This window comes from Kitasatospora aureofaciens, assembly GCF_001188955.3.
GTDB classification, from domain to species: domain Bacteria; phylum Actinomycetota; class Actinomycetes; order Streptomycetales; family Streptomycetaceae; genus Kitasatospora; species Kitasatospora aureofaciens.
This window is the reverse complement of sequence record NZ_JPRF03000035.1, coordinates 66,072-85,104: the sequence shown is the minus strand read 5'-3', so window position 1 is coordinate 85,104 and position 19,033 is coordinate 66,072. Positions and strand designations below refer to the sequence as shown.

Below are 19,033 nucleotides of genomic sequence, written 5' to 3'. Positions count from 1 at the left end.
CGCCGAGCCGGCCGCCGCCGGGCGCGGTGACGTACGGCCGTCCCGGCCCCCGCTGTCCCGCCGCGCGCGCTCCGGCCCGGGCGGGGTGCGCGGCAGACTGGGCTGAGCGCAACACCTCCACCTGCTGGCCGGGCTGACCCGGGAGCTCGGCGAGGCGGCCGCGCCCGCGCTGGGCCTGGTGACCCAGCTGCTGGCCCTGATCAGCAGCTGACGGGCGTCGGCTCCGGCGTCAGAACAGCGCCTCCTGGGTGTCCGGCTCCGGCGGGCGGACGCGCTCCTGGAGGGCGAGGCCCTCGGGGGCGCGGCCGGTGACGGGCGTGAGCGCCCAGCCGGTGAGCCGGCGGGTGTCCAGCAGCAGCGGCCCGGAGCCGTCCGGCTGGTCGAGGAAGAGGTGCCGGCCCACCGGCGGGCGCAGCGTGCCCGCGATCACCGCGCCGGGGGCCAGGCCGGTGATCTCGCGGTAGACCTCGGGGGCGCCGTCGGCCAGGCCGAAGCGCTCCACGTGGTCCACCACCGGGCGGTCGGCGAGCAGTTCCACGGCGTGGCCCTTCAGCAGCCCGTGCGCCCGGGCACGGGCCTCGGTGAGCACCGTACGGCGGTGCGGGGCGTCGCCGTGGGACCACCAGTGGTCCGTCTTCAGCCGGGACTTGTAGCGCTCGCGGGCCATCCCCGAGGCGGCGACGGTCAGTTCGGCGCGGCGCACCGCGGGCAGGCCGCCGCGCGCGGTGAACGCGTAGGCCAGCGCACCCTGTTCGAGCAGTCGGCTGTCGCCGCGCTGCTCGGCGGTCAGGCCGACCTTCAGCAGGCCCTCGCCGAACCAGGCGAGGTAGAGCAGGTAGGTGCGGCCGTCGTCCAGGATCTGGTCCCGGGCGAGGGCCAGACCGCGGTCCACGCTCTGGCAGGCCGGGCACTGGGTGGCGCCGCCGTCCGGGGCGATCTCCGCGTGGTGCGGGCAGGGCGTGCGCTCCGTCGCCCCGGCCAGCCAGGCCCCGGTGCAGCGGCGCGGGCCGCCGAGCAGCCAGCCGACCTCCGTACCCGGCGCGACGGCGCGCTCGTGCACCCGGCCGCCGCGCACCGCGCCGAGCAGTGCCCGGCCGTCGTGCCAGCTCAGGCCGGTGGAGATCCAGCCGGCCGGCCGCTCCGGGTGCTGGGGTGCGGGGATCGTCACGGGCAGCCCTCCCTGTGGGTGTACGACCCGGTCGAGGCTACCCGCTGCCACTGACAACGACCGCATCCCGGAGGATGCGGGGCCCGGAAGCCGGTGGCGCCGAGCGCTTGCTAGCGTCCGGGCCATGACCGACTCACCGACCCCGGACGACCTCGCCCGCACCCTGCGCCTCGCCGTCGACACCCTGGCCGGGGCCCCGGCCGGCGCGGACTGGTCGCGGCCCGCCGGCACGCTCGGCTGGAGCTGCTGGGAGACCGTCGAGCACCTCGCCGACGACCTCCTCGCCTACGCGGCCCAGCTGGGCCCGGCGCGGCCGCCACGTGACCGGTACGTGCCCTTCGTGGCGACCCGCCGCTCCCCCGGCGCCCCTAACAACTTCGTCCGGGCCGACCCGGCCGACGGGGTGGCGGGGCTGCTCGAAGTGCTGGACGCGAGCGGCGGGTTGATGGTCGCCGTCGCCCGGGTCGCGCCGCCGGACGCGCGTGCGTACCACCCGTGGGGCCTGGCCGATGCGACCGGCTTCGTGGCCATGAGCCTGGTCGAGACCCTGGTCCACCTCCACGACGTCAGCCAGGGCCTCGGCCTCGCCTGGGACCCGCCCGCCGAGGTCTGCGCCCGGACCCTGGCCCGGTTGTTCCCCGACGTCCCGCCCGTCGACGCCCCCTGGCCCACCCTGCTGTGGGCGACCGGCCGCACCGCCCTCCCCGGCCGGCCGCCGCGCACCGACTGGCGCTGGTACGCCGAAGTCCGGGGCTGAGCCCGGGGGCCCGCTGACCGAACGCCAGGTGCCCGGCGGTGCCTGCGCGCCCGTTCTCTTCCGCAGGTCGCGGGCGCTTGGCCCGTCGGGGCGCCCACGTTCTATTGTGGCGGGCGCGGTCGAGGTGTCGCCGGGAGGCGGCGCGGGGCGGCCGGGTCGGTGTGAGGGCGAAGGGGTGGCTCGTGGCGGGGCGGCGGAACAGCGGGGTGCTGACGGTCTGGGCGGAGGCGCAGCGGCAGCAGCAGCGCCGGGAGGAGGCCCGGTGGCGTGCCGAGACGGCGGAGTTGCGCCGGCACGAGCGCGCGCAGCGCGAGGCGCAGCGGGCGGCCGCCCGGGACGAGCGGGAGGCGCAGCGCGCGTACCAGCAGTCGCGGGAGGCGGAGGCGGCCCGGCGGACCGCCGAACTGGACCGCCGGGTGGCGGAGTTGCGCGGGTTGCTGGCGGCCGGGCTGGCCGCGCCGGCGTTCGGTCCGCAGTCGCTGCTGGCGCCGCGCCCGGTGCCGCCGTTCGATCCGGGGCCGCTGGGCGAGCCGGTGCCGATGCCGGACCAGACCTCCGCCGAGTACCACGTTCCGCCGCCGGATGCCGCGCAGGCCCGCAACGCCGGGGTGCGCCGGCAGTACGAGCAGTACCTGGCCCGGGCCCGGGCCCGGTTCGAGCAGGACTGGTACGCCGCGCAGGCGCAGGAGGCGGACCGGCAGCGCCGGCTTGCCGCGTACCACCAGGAGTACCTGGTGTGGGCGGAGGGTTTCCGGCGCCAGGAGGCGGAGCGCGGGGCCGGCACCGAGGAGTTGCTGCGGCGGCTGCGGGCGGGTGACCCGGAGGCGGTACAGGAGTACTTCACGGCGGGTCTGTACGCCTCGGCGGCCTGGCCGGAGGGCTTCCCGCACCGGCTGGTGGCGGCCTGGGAGGTGTCGAGCCGTCAGCTGGTGGTGAACTGGGAGCTGCCCGGTCCGGACGTGGTGCCGGCGGCCGTGCGGGTGCGGTACGTGAAGTCGGACGACCGCGAGGCCGAGGTGGCCCGTCCGGCGACGGAGCGCAAGGCGCTGTACCGGGAGGTGCTGGCGCAGTCGGCGCTGCGGGTGGCGGCGGAGCTGTTCCGGGCGGACCGGGACGGGATGCTGGACTCGGTGGTGCTGAACGGCTTCGTGCTGGGCATCGACCCGGCGACCGGCCGGGAGGCGGAGCGCTTCCTGTCCACGCTGACCGCGACCCGGGCCGAGTTCTCCGGGCTGGCGCTGGACCGGGTGGCGCCGGTGGAGTGCTTCCAGGGCCTGGGCGGCAAGCTGTCGGCGCGGCCCGAGCGGCTGGACGAGGTGAAGCCGGACCGGCTGCCGGAGTCGGTGGGCGGGAACCTGGCCGGGCACTTCGGCGAGGACGAGCCGGACCTCTTCGAGATGGATCCGCTGGACTTCGAGGACCTGATCGCCGAGCTGTTCCGGCTGCGCGGTTTCCGCGTCATGACCACGGCGCGCAGCGGCGACGTGGGGGTGGACGTGGTGGCCGAGGACCTGGACCCGGTGACCGGCGGCAAGATCGTGATCCAGGCCAAGCGCTACAAGAAGACGGTGCCGCCGACGGCCGTGCGGGACCTGGAGTCCACCGTGCGCCACCACGGCGCGATCAAGGGCATCCTGGTCACCACGGCGGGCTTCGGCCGCGGCTCGTACAGCTACATCGAGGGCAAGCCGCTGACCCTGGTGAGCGGGCCGGAGCTGGTCGAGCTGCTGGCGGAGCAGGGCCTGCGCGGCCGGCTCGGCGGCGGACCGGGCAGGGGAGCCGAGCCGGGGCCGCTGCCGAAGGAGGCCGAGCCGGCCGTACCGCAGAGCAGCCTCACGGTCAGCTGGCAGAGCCGTACGGCCGGCGGCGACCCGGTGGAGCTGGACGTCACCGCGTTCCTGTGCGCCGGCGGCCGGGTGCTGAGCGACGAGCACTTCGTGTTCTTCAACAACCCGCAGGACCCGGACGGCGCCGTGCGGTTGCACCCGACACGTTCAGTGCCGGGCGAGCCGGCCCGGGCGGCGCGGCTGAGCCTGGACCTGCACCGGCTGCCGGCCGCCGTCGACGAGGTGGTGCTCGCGGTCTCCACCGAGGAGGAGGAGCCACCGGCGCTGCCGCTCGGCTACGTGTACGGGCTGGCCGTCGCCGCCGAGTACGGTCCGGGCGCGGCCGGGCCGGCCAAGTGGCCGGGCGCCAACGGCGGTATCCCGGACTCGGCGATGCTGCTCGGCAGCTTCCGGCGGGCGGACGGCGGCTGGCAGTTGGTGCCCTCGGCACGGGCGGTGACGAACGGTCTGGCCGGGCTGGCGACGGCTTTCGGCGTCGCGGTGGAGTGACCGGCGGCGACGCGGACCTCGGGGGATCTGTCATACCTGAGGAGGAGAGCGCCCCCGCCGCGCCACCGGGTCGGCGGGGGCCCACCGTCCCCTCGGCATACGCATCGGGCCCGAACCACTTGGGAGGATGGGTCGGTAGGAAAATCCGATCCGTTCCCGTCCGTTCCCAGGAGTCCACGTGAGCTTCCCCGCAACCGCCGTCCGCACCGGTCTGGCGGCCGCCCGCGCCACCGGTCTGAACAAGGTCTACGGGGAGGGGGAGACCCGGGTCGTCGCCCTCGACAACGTCAGCGTGACCTTCCCCCAGGGCGAGTTCACCGCCATCATGGGCCCCTCCGGCTCCGGCAAGTCCACCCTCATGCACTGCATGGCCGGCCTGGACACCGTCTCCTCCGGCTCCACCACCATCGGCGACACCGAACTCGTCGGCCTCAAGGACAAGCAGCTCACCCAGCTGCGCCGCGACCACATCGGCTTCATCTTCCAGGCCTTCAACCTGCTCCCCACCCTGACCGCCCTGGAGAACATCACCCTGCCGATGGACATCGCCGGCCGCAAGGCCGACCAGGCCTGGCTCGACCGCGTCGTCGACACCGTCGGCCTGTCCGGCCGCCTCGGCCACCGCCCCTCCCAGCTCTCCGGCGGCCAGCAGCAGCGCGTCGCCTGCGCCCGCGCCCTCGCCGGAAAGCCCGACATCATCTTCGCCGACGAACCCACCGGCAACCTCGACTCCCGCTCCGGCGCCGAGATCCTCTCCTTCCTGCGCAACTCCGTGCGCGAACTCGGCCAGACCGTCGTCATGGTCACCCACGACCCGGTCGCCGCCTCCTACGCCGACCGCGTCGTCTTCCTCGCCGACGGCCGCATCGTCGACGAACTCCACGCCCCGACCGCCGACACCGTCCTGGACCGCATGCGCCGCTTCGACGCCAAGGGCCGCACCAGCTGAGCCCCTGAGCCGCCGAGCCCCGGCGAACCGCCGAACACCGGCGAACGAAGCCCGACGCCCACGACCCCCAGGACACCACTCTTGTTCCGCACCGCACTGCGCAACGTACTGGCCCACAAGGGCCGACTGCTGATGACGATGCTCGCCGTCATGCTCGGCACCGCCTTCGTGGCCGGCACGCTCGTCTTCACCGACACCATGGGCCAGGCGCTCAGGACCCAGAACTCCAAGAGCTACGCCGACATCGCCGTCACGGTCAGCGACAGCGAGGCCGTCGGCCGCGGCTACGACCACGGCGGCCGGACCGCCGCCGGCCCGACCCTCACCGAGGACACCCGCCGCAAGCTCGTCACCCTGCCCGGCGCCGCCGACGTGCGCGGCGTGGTCAGCGGCTTCGCCGGCATCGCCGACCACAAGGGCGCGCTGATCGGCAACGGCTTCTCCACCACCGGCACCAACTACGTGCCGGGCGCCGACGGCACCGACCCGCGCTACCCGCTGGTCGCCGGCCGCGGCCCCAAGGACGCCGGCGAGATCGCCCTCGACACCAGGACCGCCGAGAAGGGCGGGTTCAAGGTCGGCGACACCGTGCGGGTCGCGGTCAACGGCCCGGTGATGCAGCTCAAGCTCACCGGCACCCTGCACACCAACGACCCGCGGGTGACGGCCGGCGGCTCGCTGGCCGCCTTCGACACCGCCACCGCCCAGCAGCTCTACCTCAGCCCCGGCCGCTTCGCCGAACTGGACGTCAGGGCCGCGCCGGGCACCGACGACACCGCGCTGCTCGCCGCCGTCAGGCAGGCCCTCCCCCAGGGCGACAACCTCAAGGCGAAGACCGGCCGCGAACTGGCCGATGAGCAGGACCGGATGATCGCCCAGGGCACCAGGATCCTGAGCACCTTCCTGATGGGCTTCGCCGCCATCGCGCTGTTCGTCGGGGTCTTCATCATCGCCAACACCTTCTCCATGCTGGTCGCCCAGCGCACCAGGGAGCTGGCCCTGCTGCGCGCCGTCGGCGCCACCCGGCGGCAGATCACCCGCTCGGTGAAGGTCGAGGCCGCGCTGGTCGGCCTGACCGCCTCCGTCGCCGGCCTGCTGGCCGGCATCGGGATCGCCCTCGGGCTCAAGGCGCTGCTCAACGGCCCGATGGACGCCAACCTGCCGGACGGCCCGCTGGTGATCGCCCCAACCACCGTCCTCGCCGCGATCGCGGTCGGCGTGCTGGTCACCCTGGTCGCCGCCTGGCTGCCCGCCCGCCGGGCCTCCCGGATCGCGCCGGTCGCGGCGATGAGCTCCTCCGAGCAGCCCGCCACCCAGAAGAGCCTGCGGCTGCGCAACACGGTGGGGCTGCTGTTCTCGCTGGCCGGGGCGGCCGCGCTGGCCGCCGGTGCGAGCGGCAAGGAGGTCAAGCTGGTCGGGCTCGGCGCGGGCGCGCTGCTGATCGGCGTGTTCGTGCTGACCCCGCTGCTCTCCCGGCCGCTGATCGCACTGTTCGCCCCGCTGCTGCGGGCCGTGTACGGCACCCCGGGCAAGCTCGCCCGGGAGAATGCGGTGCGCAACCCGCGCCGCACCGCCGCCACCGCCTCGGCGCTGACCATCGGCGTCACCCTGATCACCTCGCTGACCGTGGTCGGCGCCTCGGTGAACAAGGCCGTCGACGACTCCACCTCCAGCGACCTCAAGGCCGACTACACCGTCGCCATGCAGAACTTCTCGGACCTCTCCCCCGAGGTCGCCGCCCAGATCGCCAAGGCGCCCGGCGTCAGCGCGATGAGCACCGAGCGCAGCGTCCCGGTCACCATCGACCGGGGGCAGGACCGGGGCCGGGGTGCGGGTGACGGCGAGAACGAGTTCCTGACCGCGGTGGACGCGGCGACCATCGACCAGCTGGCCACCGTCAGGATCAGGGAGGGCTCGGCGGACGCGCTCGAGCAGGGCAAGCTGCTGGTGAGTTCGGGCCGCTCCGAGCAGGCCCGGTACAAGGTCGGCGACGTCCTCGCCGTGACCTACCCGGACGGGAGCAAGGGCTCGCTCACCGTCGGCGGCGTCCTGGAGGCCAACACCGCGCTGGCTCCGGTGCTCGCACCCGAGGCCGTGGTCGGCCCGCACGCGCAGCCCGGCTCCGGCCTGGAGAAGGTCCTGGTCAAGGGGACGAACGGCGCGACCGAGCAGCTCAAGCAGGCGCTGCGGGACGCGACCGGCGGCAACCCCCTGATCGCCGTCAAGGGCGAGAAGGACATCAAGGCGGAGAGCCGCCAGGCCGTCACCAACATCCTGAACATGATGTACGGGCTGCTCGGCATGTCCGTGGTGATCGCGGTGCTCGGTGTGGTCAACACCATGGCGATGTCGGTGTTCGAGCGCCGCCGGGAGATCGGCATGCTGCGGGCGATCGGCCTGGACCGGCTGGGCATCCGCCGGATGGTCCGTCTGGAGTCGCTGCTGATCGCGCTGTTCGGCGGGCTGGTCGGGGTCGGCCTCGGCATCCTGGTCGCCTGGGCGGGCGTCCGGACCCTGGCCGACGACCTCAAGGGCATCACCACCGTCGTGCCGCCGCTGCAGATCGTCTGCTTCCTGCTCGCGGCCGCCGTGATCGGCCTGCTGGCCGCGCTCTGGCCCGCCCACCGGGCGGCGAAGCTGGACATCCTGGACGCGATCAGGAGCGAGTAGTACGGGGCCGACGACAGGAGCCCCGGACGGTCACACCGTCCGGGGCTCCTGCGCGTCATGGCCAAGGTGCGTCACGATCCAGGCGCGAACACCACGCCCTGGCTGGTGGGTTGCAGCGTGCCGGTGGTCAGTCCGGCCGCGGAGACGGTCAGTTGGGTGACGGCCTGACCGTTCAGGCCGACCACCTTGGCCGTCAGCTGCCTGTTCCCGTCCGGCGGGGTGAGCCGCAGCCCGGCGATCACGTGGCAGTTCTTGTCGGACTTCTGGCAGGTGGTCCACTTCAGACCGGCGAAGGCGGTCGCACCCGGCTTGAGGGTGACCCGCATCGGCGGCCCGGGGTGCGGCACACGCTTGACGGCCAGCCTGTCCGAACGGTTGTTGGCGAGCAGTCCGGCGAAGCCCGGGTAGCCCCGCAGGGTGCAGGTGCGGCTGCCCTTGTTCTGCAGCATCACCATCGCGGAACCGGCGTTCTTCGCGGAGCCGGTGTTCTGGAGCTGTACGGTCGCGGCGAGGTCGTCGGCGGTGCAGCGGGGAGTGGCCGACCGGGGAGCCGCCGCCGCGGTGGCGGTGGTGGCCTTGTCGACCGCCGTCGGCGGTGTCTGTGCTCCGGCAGTGCCGCACACGGTGAGCAGGAGGGTGGCGGCGAGCGTGCCGGTGCCGATGACGGACGAGCAGGAGGGTTTGTGGACGTTCATGTTCTCTCCGTGGGTACGCGGGTGGTGCGAGGTACGCAGGTCGAGCGAGGCCGTCCGCCTCCCAGCATGACCGCGGCAGGCCGGAGGTGCCACTCCACCCGGGGATCCCGCGTGGTGCGTACGAGGAGTAGCGCTCACGGACGGTCACCCGCCGCCGGGAACGACACCGCCCCGCCGGGCGTTCGACGGCCGGGCGGGGCGGGTGGAGTGAGGTCGAACTGCCGGGTCAGGCGGCCGACTTGGCGGTGACGGGCTTCGCCCTGCTCCCGAAGAGGTTGAAGAAGACGGCCAGGGTGGGCAGCAGGTAGGCCAGCCAGACCACCAGTTGCAGGACGGTCGGGTCCGGCTGGAAGTTGAACACGCCCTTCAGCAGGGTGCCGTACCAGCTGTCCTTGGGGATGGTGCTGGAGATGTCGAAGGCCAGCGAGTGCAGGCCGGGCAGCCAGCCGGCCTCCTGGAGGTCGTGCACCCCGTAGGCGAGCACGCCGGCCGCGACCACGACCAGCATCGCGCCGGTCCAGGTGAAGAACTTCGCCAGGTTGATCCTCAGCGCGCCCCGGTAGAACAGCCAGCCGAGCACCACCGAGGTGAGCAGGCCGAGCGCGGCGCCGACCAGCGGGTTCCAGCCGTCGTCGGTGGCCTGCACGGCCGACCAGATGAACAGCGCGGTCTCCAGGCCCTCGCGGCCGACGGCCAGGAAGGAGGTGACCACCAGGGCCGTCGTGCCCATCGCGATCGCCGCGTCCAGCTTGCCGTGCAGTTCGGTCTTCAGGTGCCGGGCGGTGCGCCGCATCCAGAACACCATCCAGGTCACCAGCCCGACCGAGATGATCGACAGCGAGCCGCCGAGCGCCTCCTGGGCCTCGAAGGTGAGCTGTGAGGAGCCGAACTGCAGCACCGCGCCGAAGGCCATGGAGAGCACCACGGCCGCGCTGACGCCGAGCCAGACCGGCGGCAGCTTGTCCCGGCGGTCGGTCTTGACCAGATAGGCGATCAGGATGCAGACGACCAGGCTGGCTTCGAGGCCTTCGCGCAGGCCGATCAGGTAGTTGCCGAACACGGCTGACTCCTCGTGGTGGTGGGGGTGGGTGACATCAGCCGAAGAGGGCCTGGCCCCACCACTCCCCCGGCTTGCGCACCCCCGCCGGGCAGGCGAAGTGGGCGGAGCCGACGTGCTGGATGTACTCGTTGAGCTTGTCGGAGGCCGCGAGCCGCTGCTGCAGCGGCACGAAGGCCTTGCGGGTGTCGCGCTGGTAGGCGAGGAAGAACAGTCCGGCGTCCAGGCGGCCGAGGCCGTCGGTGCCGTCGGTGAAGGAGAAGCCGCGGCGCAGGATCATCAGGCCGTTGTTGGCGTCCGGGTGGGCCAGGGCTACGTGCGAGGTCGCGGGCATCGCCTTGAGGTCCGGGGCGTCGTGCTCCTTGGCCCTGCCGTACGGGGCGCCCTCGCCCTTGGTGCGGCCGAAGGTGTCCTCCTGGTCCTTGAGCGAGGCGCGGTCCCAGGTCTCGATGTGCATCCGGATCCGCCGGGCGACCAGGTAGGAGCCGCCGGTCATCCACTCCGGGCCGTCACCGGGGGCGGCCCAGACGTGCTCGGACAGGTTGGCGGTGTCGGTGCCCGCGATGTTGTGGGTGCCGTCCTTGAACCCCATCAGGTTGCGCGGGGTCTGCTCGTCCGGGGTGGTCGAGGAGGTCTTGCCGAAACCGAGCTGGGACCAGCGGATGTTGACGGTGCCCATGCCGATCCGGGCCAGGTTGCGGATCGCGTGCACCGCGACCTGGGGGTCGTCGGCGCAGGCCTGGACGCAGAGGTCGCCACCGCTGCGCAGCGGGTCGAGCTTGTCGCCCTTGAAGGTGGGCAGTTCGATCAGGGCGTCGGGGCGCTGGGCCTTGAGGCCGAAGCGGTCGATGCCGTCCTTCTCGAACAGGCTCGGCCCGAAGCCGATGGTGAGGGTGAGCCTGGAGGCGGGCAGGCCGAGCGCCTCGCCGGTGTCGTCCGGCGGCGCCTCGGCGGAGGCGGGGACGGCGCCGGTGCCGACCTCGCGGCCGCCGGTCATCGCGGCGGCCGCCCTGGTCCACTCCTTGAGGAGCTTGACCAGGGAGTCCCGGGTGGCCTTCTCCGAGACGTCGAAGGCCGCGAAGTGCAGCCGGTCCTGGACCGGGGTGGAGATGCCCGCCTGGTGCTCGCCGTAGAACGGCACCTCCCCGCCGACCACGGCGTTCGCCGCCGGGGCCGGGTCGTCGTCCTGCCGGACGGCCGCGGCGACCGAGCCGGCGGCGGCGACGCCGAGCGCGACGCCCGCGCCGGCCCAGCCGATGACGGCGCGCCGGCTGACCGCGGCCCGGTCGGGGGTGGCAGTGGCGGCAGCGGCCGGGGTGCCGTTCTGCTGCTCGTTCTCGGCGTCCATCGGCGGGCGGGCCCTTCTCACTCTTGCGGAACTACTGGACTTCGGTCGGGGACCGGCTACTTGACGACCACGGCGGCGGCCAGCTTCGACAGCGGCTCGCCCAGCGAGTTCACCGCGTCGGAGAAGGCCTTGCGCTCGGCCTCGGTGACCTTGTCGTAGGGGGTGAAGGTGCCGTCGGCCTGCTTGTACTTGGCGAGCAGGGCGGTGATGGCGGCGAACTCGGAGTCGAGCGTCCTGGCGAGCTCCGGGTCCTTCTCGGCGGCGACCGGCTTCAGCAGCTCGTAGGCCTTCTGGGCGCCCTCGACGTTGGCCTGGAAGTCCGCGAGGTCGGTGTGGCTGTAGCGGTCCTCCTCGCCGGTGATCTTGTTGGTGGCGACCTCGTCCAGCAGTTCCTTCGCTCCGTTGGCCATGCTGGTCGCGGTGATCTCCGCCTCGGGGATCTTCTTCTGCCAGTCCTTGAGGTCGGCGACCAGCTGGTCGGCGAGCTTCTTCTCGTCGTCGCCGGTCTTCGCGTCGGCCCAGAGGGCCTTCTCCAGCCGGTGCCATCCGGTCCACTGCTGGCCCTGCTCCAGCTTGTCCTCGCGGGTGTCGGTCTTGGGGTCGACGTCCCCGAAGCTCTCGGCGACCGGCTCGGTGCGCTCCCAGCCGGTGCGCGAGGGCGCGTACAGCGACTTGGCCTTCTCCAGGTCGCCGCCCTTGATCGCGGCGGCGAAGGCCTCGACGGCCGGGACGGTGGCGTCGGCCTGCTCCTGGGCGTACTTGCGGTAGGAGTCGACGGCGGCGCCCAGACGCGGGTCGGCCGGGGCGGTGCTGCCGCCCTCGCCGGTCACGGTGATCTTCTGGCGGATGCCGTCGCCGACCATGCCGGGCTTGCAGGCGATCTCGTACGAGCCGGCCTTGATCTCGGCGTTGATGGAGGCCTTGGTGCCGGGGCCGATGTTCTCCCGCTCGGTGACGATCTTGTCCCCGGCGGCGTAGACGTAGACCTCGGTGGTCTTGGAGCCCTTGTTGCTGATGTCCAGCACCACGTGGCCGCCCGGGAAGCTGGTCGTGGAGACCTCGCAGGCGGTGTCGGTGGCGTTGATCTTGACCGCGTCCGCGCCGCCGGCCTTGTCGTCCTTCTTCGAGGCGCAGCCGGCCAGGGCGGCGGTCGCCACGGCGAGGCTGAGCAGGGCGGCTGCGGTGGAACGGCGGCGGGCGGGCATGGGTGCTCCAACGGAAAAGGGCATGGGGGTGCCAAGGCCGGGTAAAGCGCCGACCGGGCCGGCGCCTCCTTTTTAGCTAAGGCATACCTTACGTAAGAACTCTTTACCGTCGATACCCGGCCCCCCGCCCGACCCGATCCGCTACCTGCCGGGGGCTCGACGGGCCGCCGCCCGGGCCGTCCAGCGGCCCTCGTGGCGGCTGATCCGGATCGGGTGGCCGAAGGTCTCGCTGATCAGCCCGGTGGTCATCACCTCGTCCACCGGCCCGGCCGCCACGCACTCGCCGCCGCGCAGCAGCAGGGCGTGGGTGGTGCTCTCCGGCAGCTCCTCCAGGTGGTGGGTGACCAGCACGCTGGCCAGCTCCGGGTGCTGGTGGCGCAGCAGGTCCAGGCTGTCCAGCAGTAGCTCGCGGGCGGTGAGGTCCAGCCCGGTGGCGGGTTCGTCGAGCAGCAGCAGCCGGGGGCTGGGCATCAGCGCACGGGCGATCAGCGCCCGGCCGCGCTCGCCCTGGGAGAGGGTGGTCCACGGGGCCTCGGCCATCGCGCCCATGCCGAGCGTCTCGATCAGCTGCTCGGCGCGCTCCACCGCCTCGGGGGCGGGCTTGCGGTGCCACTCCGGCTCGATGGTGTTGGTGGAGCCGGTGAGCACCACCTCGCGCACGCTCAGCGGCGAGCGCAGCGGGTGGCGCGGGTTGACGTGCCCGAGGTGGGCGCGCAGCTCACGGACGTCCACGCGGCCGAGTCGGCGGCCGAGCACGTCCACCGTGCCCCGGGTGGGGTGGGAGACCGCGCCGAGCAGGGCCAGCAGCGTGGACTTGCCCGCCCCGTTGGGGCCGAGCAGCGCCCAGTGCTCGCCGGGCCGGATCTCCAGGGTGATGCCGCGCAGCAGGTGCCGGCCGTCGCGCACGACGTCCACATCCTGGGTGCGCAGCAGCGGGCCGTCGAAGGACGGGCTCATGGGGAACTCCGATTCATGGCGCCGGGCAGGGTGCGGGCGGGGGCGCCGCACCGGACGGGCCGGCGCCGACCGTCCGTGTGCACCGTACAACCGCCGGCCTGGGCGGACTCCGTCCGTCCGATGGGTGGACGCGGCAGAACCCTGTTGCACGAGGGGAGTTGGGAGGAACATGGTGCCTTTCCGAGGGGAGCGAGGGGGAGGCGTGATGGTGGCTGACTCGGAGCGGCCGGGGACCGTGCACGGACTGGTCGAGCGGCAGGCCCGCCGGGCGCCGCAGGCGGTGGCGGTGCGCTGCGGCGGGGCGGAGCTGACCTACGGGGAGCGCGCCCACCCCGCGGTGCGGGAGGCGGCCGTGGTCGAGGTGGAGCCGACCCCTGGGAAGCGGCTGACGGTCGGCCGGTCGGTGACGAAGTCGACGTCGAACCAGCCGCGGTAGCCGTCCGCGGCGAGCCGCTCCCCCACCGCGAGGGCGAACCGGCGGGCCGTCTCGGCGGCGGCCCGGGGGACGGCGCCGGGGCCGACGGTGACGCCCTGGTAGCGGGTGCCGGCCACCTCCATGGCGCCGGCACCGACGGGGTGCACGGCGCCGTCCGGGCCGACCACGGCGTCGTAGGTGAGGTCGCGCAGCCGGGCGGCCGGGCCCGGGGCGACGTACTCCTCCAGCAGTAACTCGCCGTGGCGCGGCATGGTGTCGGAGCGGACCAGGCGGCGCAGCAGGGCGCTCCCGCCGCCCGCGGCGAACAGCTCGGCGGGCTCGACCACGACGGTGCCGTAGCCGCCGACGCCGTGCGGGCTCTTCAGTACGGTGGTCAGCCCCCGGGCGGCGCGGACGGTCAGCCGCCGCGCCGCCCGGCGGCGGCTCTCCGGGCGCTCCTGCGCGGGGACGACGATCCCGGGGTGCTCGGCGGCCAGGGCGGCGAACAGCCCGTGCGCGGCGGCCTTGGACTCGTAGCGGCGGACGGCGGCCAGCTCCGGCCCCTCGCCCTGCGCGGCGGTACGGCCCCAACTGAGCACCGGAAGACCGGAGTCGGCGATCCGCGCGGCGAGGGCGGGCCGGGCGGCGAGCGCCTCGGCGAACGTCCGGCCGTCCGCGACTCCGCTGTGCACCTCGACCGGGCCCCACTCCAACTCCCGGGCCAGCCAGTCGGTCCACTCCCGGTCGACCTCGGCGGGCAGCACCAGCACCGCCGGCTCCGGGCTGTACCCGACGGCCAGGCAGGCGTAGTGGTGCGCCTGCCGCAGCCGCCGGGCGCGCTGCTAGGCGTCCGTGCCCGGGGCGAAGAACTGCGCGTTGAAATCCGCGACGTTCCCGAAGTGCACCGCCGCCCGCCCGCCGGTCCAGGCCCCCACCCATCCGTCCATGCCCCGAGAGCTTAGGCCTGCCGTCACGCGGCAGCCAGCCGCGCGCCGCCCACAAGCCCGGTCGTCCACGATCGCGTCAAGTTGGCCGACCAGCCCACCCGGCCGCCTGCCGCCGCTAGCTGTTGAACCCGATGTGGACGTGGTCGTGGTGGGTGTCGTCGGTGAAGAACTGGTTGCCGGCGCCCGCGATCGCCACCGGCCCGCCCACGTTGTACGAACCGGCCGCCGCCGCGTCCCGCATGAAGGACTCGATCAGCTGCCGGGGCGTGGCCGGGTCCACCACCGCCCGTCCGTCGATCCGCCGGACGTCGAAGGCCCGGCCCAGCGGATGGTCGCTGGGCCGGGTCGTCCCGAAGACGTCCAGCGGGTGACCGGTGCGCACCACGCTCACCGAGAGCGTGTACGGGCCGGCCAGCCGCAGCATCGCCGTCGGCACGGTGTCGTGGACGTTGCCGCTGAGCAGGTCGGCCTCCGCCTCGGGCGGCAGCTCGATCCTCGGCTCGGCCAGCACCTTGGCCACCGCCGGGGCGGGCGAGGCGGCGGCCGGGCCCGGATCGCCCGGGTGCAGGGCAATGACGGTCCAGCGCGGCTCGGCCCGGCTCAGCCGGACGTCCACGGTGATCCCGCCCGGGGCCACCGAACCGTCCGACTGCCGGGTCCACTGGCGGCAGACCACCAGCACGCTCGCCGAGTCGGCCAGGATCCCGCCGTACTGGGCGTCGATCACCTCCAGGCTCGCCTCGACCGCCGCCGGGGCGAGCCGCCCGGCCTGGTCCGCCAGCCCCGGCGGCAGCCCGAGCGCCGCCACCCGGGCCCGGCCCGGCTCCACGCCCTGCCCGCCGGGCGGCCAGGCCCCGAGCGCGGCGACCAGCTCGACGGCGCGACGCTTGACGTCGGGCTGGATCTCGCCGGGGCCGGGCTGCCAGAGCGGCGGACTGGGCAGCGGGGTCGGCGTCGCGGCCGGGGTCGGGGCTGCAGTCGGGGTGGTGGCTGCAGTCGGGGTCGCGGTCGGCGCGGCGACGGAACTCGTGGAAGCCCCGCCGGGCTTGCCGCCGCTCGAACACCCCACCGCCCCCAGCAGCACCGCCGCCGCCCCCGCCCGCAGCACCCCGCGTCGGCCCGTCCCCCGGTAGCCGTAGCCGTCTCCGCTCGTCATGCGGTCAGTATCCGACCGGGGCCCGGGCACGGGCGCCGGTCTCAGCCCAGACGGCGGATCGGCTCACCCTCGAGGAAGGCCTCGATGTCCTCCACCGCCTCGCCGAAGTACCGCCGGTAGTTGTCCTGCGAGACGTACCCCAGGTGCGGGGTGGCGAGCAGCCGGGGCGCGGTGCGCAGCGGGTGGTCGGCGGGCAGCGGCTCGACGTCGAAGACGTCCAGGGCGGCGCCCGCGATCCGGCCCTCGGTGAGCGCGGCGAGCAGCGCGTCCTGGTCGACGATCGCCGCGCGGGAGGTGTTGACCAGGTAGGCGTCGGGCTTCATCAGGGCGAGTTCGGCGGCGCCGATCAGCCCGTGGGTCTCCGCGTTCGAGGCGAGGTGGACCGAGACGAAGTCGCTCTCCCGCAGCAGTTCCTCCTTGGACCGAGCCCGGCGCACGCCCGCCTCGGCCGCCCGCTCGTCGGTCAGGCTCCGGCTCCAGACGAGCACCTCCATGCCGAACGCGAGCCCCACTCTGGCCACCAGCGCGCCGATCCGCCCGAAGCCGAGCAGTCCGAGCGTCCGCCCGTGCAGGTCGGCCCCGACGGTGCTCTGCCACGGGCCGCCCTCGCGCAGCGCGGTGTTCTCCTGGACGATCCCGCGGGCCAGGCCGAGCAGCAGCGCCCAGGTCAGTTCCACCGGCGGGGTGCCGGAGCTGGCCGTGCCGCAGACCGTGACGCCGTGCGCCGCGGCGGCGGCGTGGTCGATGACCGAGTTGCGCATGCCGGAGGCGATCAGCAGCTTGAGCCTCGGCAGCCGGGCGAACAGCGTGGCGGGGAACGGCACCCGCTCGCGCAGGGTGACCACGATGTCGAACCCGGCGAGCGCGGCGGCCAGTTCGTCCTCCGAGCCGTGGTGCTCGCGGAAGGACGTCACCTCGACCCGGTCGGCCAGCGACGACCAGTCGGCGGAGCTGGTGGCGACGCCCTGGAAGTCGTCCAGGACGGCGCAGCGAAGTATCGGAAGCGTCATGACGGCAGCCTGCCAGACGGCGGCGGGCCCGGGGGCCGCAGGCCGTAACGGTCCCCGTCCCGGACGATCCACCACGGCTCGCCGAGCTTCGCCCGCAGGACGGCCATCGGGTACCGCAGCTCCCTGGGGTCGGTCCAGGCGCCCCAGCCGTACAGCAGGACGTCCCGCGCGTCGTGCAGCCCTTCGCCCAGCTCGATCAGGGTGCGCAAGCCGCGGACGTCCTGGTACGTGAGCGGGACGGCGCGGCCGTCCACGGTGGCGGTCCTGGCGTCCGGGTCGAGGGCGAGGCGACCGCCGAAGGCGGTCAGCGGGCCCTGCGGCTGCTCCACGGGTTCCTTCCGGTCCATGCCCGGCAGCCTAGCGGGCGTCAGTTCCCCGGGTTCAGCAGTGCCTCCGCCGCGGCCGTCCGGGCGTACAGCACCCAGCGGCCCGCGCGGTGGGCGCTCACCAGGCGCGCGTCGCGCAGCGCCGTCAGGTACTGGGAGACGGCCGAGGGCGACAGCCCGGTGCGGCGGGCGAGTTCGGTGGTCGCGGCGGGGGCAGCGAGTTCGGCGAGCAGCAGGGCGCGGGAGCGGCCGAGCACCGCCGCGAGCGCCGCCGATCCGGGGGCCGGCGCCGCGGCCGTGTGCCACAGGCCGCCGATCCCCCGGGCCGGGTAGGCGAGTTGGGGCGGGCCCGGTGGGGCGATCAGCGTGTACAGACCGGGCCCGGTGAACGCGGAGGGGATCAGCAGCAGGCCCGGCCCGGCCGTCCCCCGCGGCATCGGGCGGGAGCGGCGGCTCAGCCGCAGGGCGTCTCCCGCCCACCGCAGTTCGGCGTGGAGGTCGTTCAGCACCCGCTCGGCGCCGTGCTCGGCCGCCTGCCGCGCCCGGTGCAGCACGTCCGCGTCGAGCACCGCGCGGATCCTCGCCCAGTACGGCGCGAGGGCCAGCTCCCAGTACGCCTCGACCGCCTCGGCGAGGCGCGCCAGTCCGGCCTCCGGATCGGCGTGCAGGGCCCGCAGCCTCGGTCCGAGCGCGCCGCGTTCCGCCGCGAGCCGGTCGAGGTCGCGCCGGACCTGCCCGGCGGGCGTGGCCCGGATCGCGGCGAGTTCCTCGGCGAGGGTCGGCGCGGGCCCGGCCGGGGCCGGGTTGATGAAGTCGGGCACGTAGCCGGTGGGCGGCACGAGCTCGGCGAGCAGTCCGAAGGCCGGGCCGAGCGCCGTCAGCCGGGGCCGCACCTGCTCCGCCCAGGGGCCGTGGACGGCGTGCGGGAGCCCCGCGCGCAGCAGCCGCAGGCTCGGTCCGACCTCCCACATCGGCGCGACCGCGAACCGCATCCGCGCCAGGTCACCGGCCGTGAACAGCAGCTCCGCCAACGCCCACCCCTCGGCCGTCCCATCGGATTCGCGCATTCGCGAATCAGTGGCGGTCAGGTTAGTCCAGAAGCGATCATGACCGACATGACTTCCGACACCACCGTGACCACTGTGACCGCCTCCGCCTCCGGCACCTGGAAGCTCGGCGACCGCACCGTCCACCGGATCGGCTTCGGCGCGATGCGCCTGCCGCAGACCGGCCCGGCGCTGATGCCCGACGCCGTGCCGCGCGACCGCGAGCAGGCCCTGCGGGTGCTGCGCCGCGCCGTCGAACTGGGCGTCAACCACATCGACACCGCCGCCTTCTACTTCTCCCCGCTGCGCTCCGCCAACGAGCTGATCAACCGCGCCCTCGCCCCCTACGCCGACGACCTGGTGATCGCCACCAAGGTCGGCCCCGCCCGCGGCCCCGACGGCCAGTGGACCGAGCACGCCCGCACCCCGGCCGGGCTGCGCGCCCAGGTCGAGGAGAACCTGCGCCAACTCGGCCGCGACCACCTCGACCTGGTCAACCTGCGCATCCTCGGCACCGACTCGATCGCCGAACGCTTCGGCGCGCTCGCCGAGTTGCAGCAGGCCGGCCTGATCCGCCGGCTCGGACTGTCCAACATCCACCCCCACCAGCTCGCCGAGGCCCGGACCATCGCCCCGGTCACCTGCGTGCAGAACCCGTACGGCATCGGCGCCTCCGCCGCCCAGGACGAACTGCTGCGGCTCTGCGGCGAGCAGGGCATCGCCTTCGTCCCCTTCTACGCCATCGCGGGCGACGGCCGGCAGGGCGGCGCCGGCGCGACCGAACCCGCCCAGGTCCAGGCGGTGGCCGAGGCCCGCGGGATCAGCACCGCCCAGGTCCGGCTCGCCTGGACGCTGCACCGCGGCCCGCACGTCCTCGCCATCCCGGGCACCGGCGACGTGGCGCACCTGGAGGACAACATCGCCGCGGGCGCGGTGCGGCTGACGGCGGAGGAACTCGCCCTCCTGGACCAGGCCCACACCGGCTGACGGA

The 19,033-nt window shown here is 74.2% G+C and carries 16 protein-coding genes; 5 read left to right on the top strand and 11 right to left on the bottom strand.

Annotation, left to right across the window (positions count from 1 at the left end):
- Positions 1-229: 229 nt before the first annotated feature.
- A complete protein-coding gene (locus HS99_RS23960) occupies positions 230-1,168 on the bottom strand; it encodes a DUF2797 domain-containing protein (RefSeq protein WP_050366986.1) in 939 nt (312 codons plus the stop codon).
- Positions 1,169-1,292: 124 nt separating this feature from the next.
- On the opposite strand from HS99_RS23960, the gene HS99_RS23955 reads away from it, so the two are divergent.
- The 4 genes from HS99_RS23955 (at position 1,293) to HS99_RS23940 (ending at position 7,880) form a co-directional block, all read left to right on the top strand.
- On the top strand, positions 1,293-1,925 hold the full coding sequence (locus HS99_RS23955; protein WP_030550092.1) for a maleylpyruvate isomerase N-terminal domain-containing protein: 633 nt from the start codon (positions 1,293-1,295) through the stop codon (positions 1,923-1,925).
- 182 nt (positions 1,926-2,107) lie between these two features.
- Positions 2,108-4,261: a restriction endonuclease gene (locus HS99_RS23950; RefSeq protein WP_043480279.1), complete on the top strand. Its 2,154-nt coding sequence runs from the start codon at positions 2,108-2,110 to the stop codon at positions 4,259-4,261.
- A 178-nt stretch (positions 4,262-4,439) separates the two neighbouring features.
- A complete protein-coding gene (locus HS99_RS23945; protein WP_050366984.1) occupies positions 4,440-5,210 on the top strand; it encodes an ABC transporter ATP-binding protein in 771 nt (256 codons plus the stop codon).
- Positions 5,211-5,291: 81 nt separating this feature from the next.
- On the top strand, positions 5,292-7,880 hold the full coding sequence (locus HS99_RS23940; protein ID WP_030550589.1) for an ABC transporter permease: 2,589 nt from the start codon (positions 5,292-5,294) through the stop codon (positions 7,878-7,880).
- A 71-nt stretch (positions 7,881-7,951) separates the two neighbouring features.
- Here HS99_RS23940 and HS99_RS23935 read toward each other — a convergent pair whose 3' ends face one another.
- From HS99_RS23935 to HS99_RS23890, 10 genes are all read right to left on the bottom strand, one after another.
- Complete coding sequence (locus HS99_RS23935) at positions 7,952-8,575, bottom strand: DUF4232 domain-containing protein (protein WP_050366983.1); 624 nt, start codon at positions 8,573-8,575, stop codon at positions 7,952-7,954.
- A 226-nt stretch (positions 8,576-8,801) separates the two neighbouring features.
- Positions 8,802-9,635, bottom strand: coding sequence for an iron uptake transporter permease EfeU (gene efeU / locus HS99_RS23930; protein WP_030278610.1), 834 nt, complete (start codon positions 9,633-9,635; stop codon positions 8,802-8,804).
- 34 nt (positions 9,636-9,669) lie between these two features.
- Complete coding sequence (efeB, locus tag HS99_RS23925; protein ID WP_030278611.1) at positions 9,670-10,980, bottom strand: iron uptake transporter deferrochelatase/peroxidase subunit; 1,311 nt, start codon at positions 10,978-10,980, stop codon at positions 9,670-9,672.
- A 56-nt stretch (positions 10,981-11,036) separates the two neighbouring features.
- Entirely contained in the window at positions 11,037-12,185 is a 1,149-nt protein-coding gene (gene efeO, locus HS99_RS23920) for an iron uptake system protein EfeO (RefSeq protein ID WP_030278613.1), read from the bottom strand.
- A gap of 141 nt (positions 12,186-12,326) precedes the next feature.
- Complete coding sequence (locus HS99_RS23915; protein WP_030278615.1) at positions 12,327-13,142, bottom strand: ABC transporter ATP-binding protein; 816 nt, start codon at positions 13,140-13,142, stop codon at positions 12,327-12,329.
- Positions 13,143-13,454: 312 nt separating this feature from the next.
- The gene (locus HS99_RS23910; RefSeq protein WP_030550592.1) at positions 13,455-14,327 is read right to left on the bottom strand and encodes a hypothetical protein; all 873 of its coding nucleotides are present in this window, start codon (positions 14,325-14,327) and stop codon (positions 13,455-13,457) included.
- 292 nt (positions 14,328-14,619) lie between these two features.
- Positions 14,620-15,660 (bottom strand): hypothetical protein, encoded by a 1,041-nt coding sequence (locus HS99_RS23905; protein ID WP_078866992.1) that lies wholly within the window; start codon positions 15,658-15,660, stop codon positions 14,620-14,622.
- A 41-nt stretch (positions 15,661-15,701) separates the two neighbouring features.
- On the bottom strand, positions 15,702-16,670 hold the full coding sequence (locus HS99_RS23900) for a D-2-hydroxyacid dehydrogenase family protein (RefSeq protein WP_030278622.1): 969 nt from the start codon (positions 16,668-16,670) through the stop codon (positions 15,702-15,704).
- On the bottom strand, positions 16,667-17,017 hold the full coding sequence (locus tag HS99_RS23895; RefSeq protein ID WP_030278624.1) for a response regulator transcription factor: 351 nt from the start codon (positions 17,015-17,017) through the stop codon (positions 16,667-16,669). The genes HS99_RS23900 and HS99_RS23895 overlap by 4 nt, the downstream gene beginning before the upstream one ends.
- 20 nt (positions 17,018-17,037) lie before the next feature.
- Positions 17,038-18,063 carry a DUF5937 family protein gene (locus tag HS99_RS23890; protein ID WP_223886160.1) on the bottom strand — a complete coding sequence of 342 codons (1,026 nt, stop codon included), beginning with the start codon at positions 18,061-18,063 and terminating at the stop codon, positions 17,038-17,040.
- A gap of 48 nt (positions 18,064-18,111) precedes the next feature.
- Between HS99_RS23890 and HS99_RS23885 the strand changes: the two genes are divergently transcribed.
- A complete protein-coding gene (locus tag HS99_RS23885) occupies positions 18,112-19,029 on the top strand; it encodes an oxidoreductase (RefSeq protein ID WP_094742855.1) in 918 nt (305 codons plus the stop codon).
- Positions 19,030-19,033 lie beyond the last annotated feature (4 nt).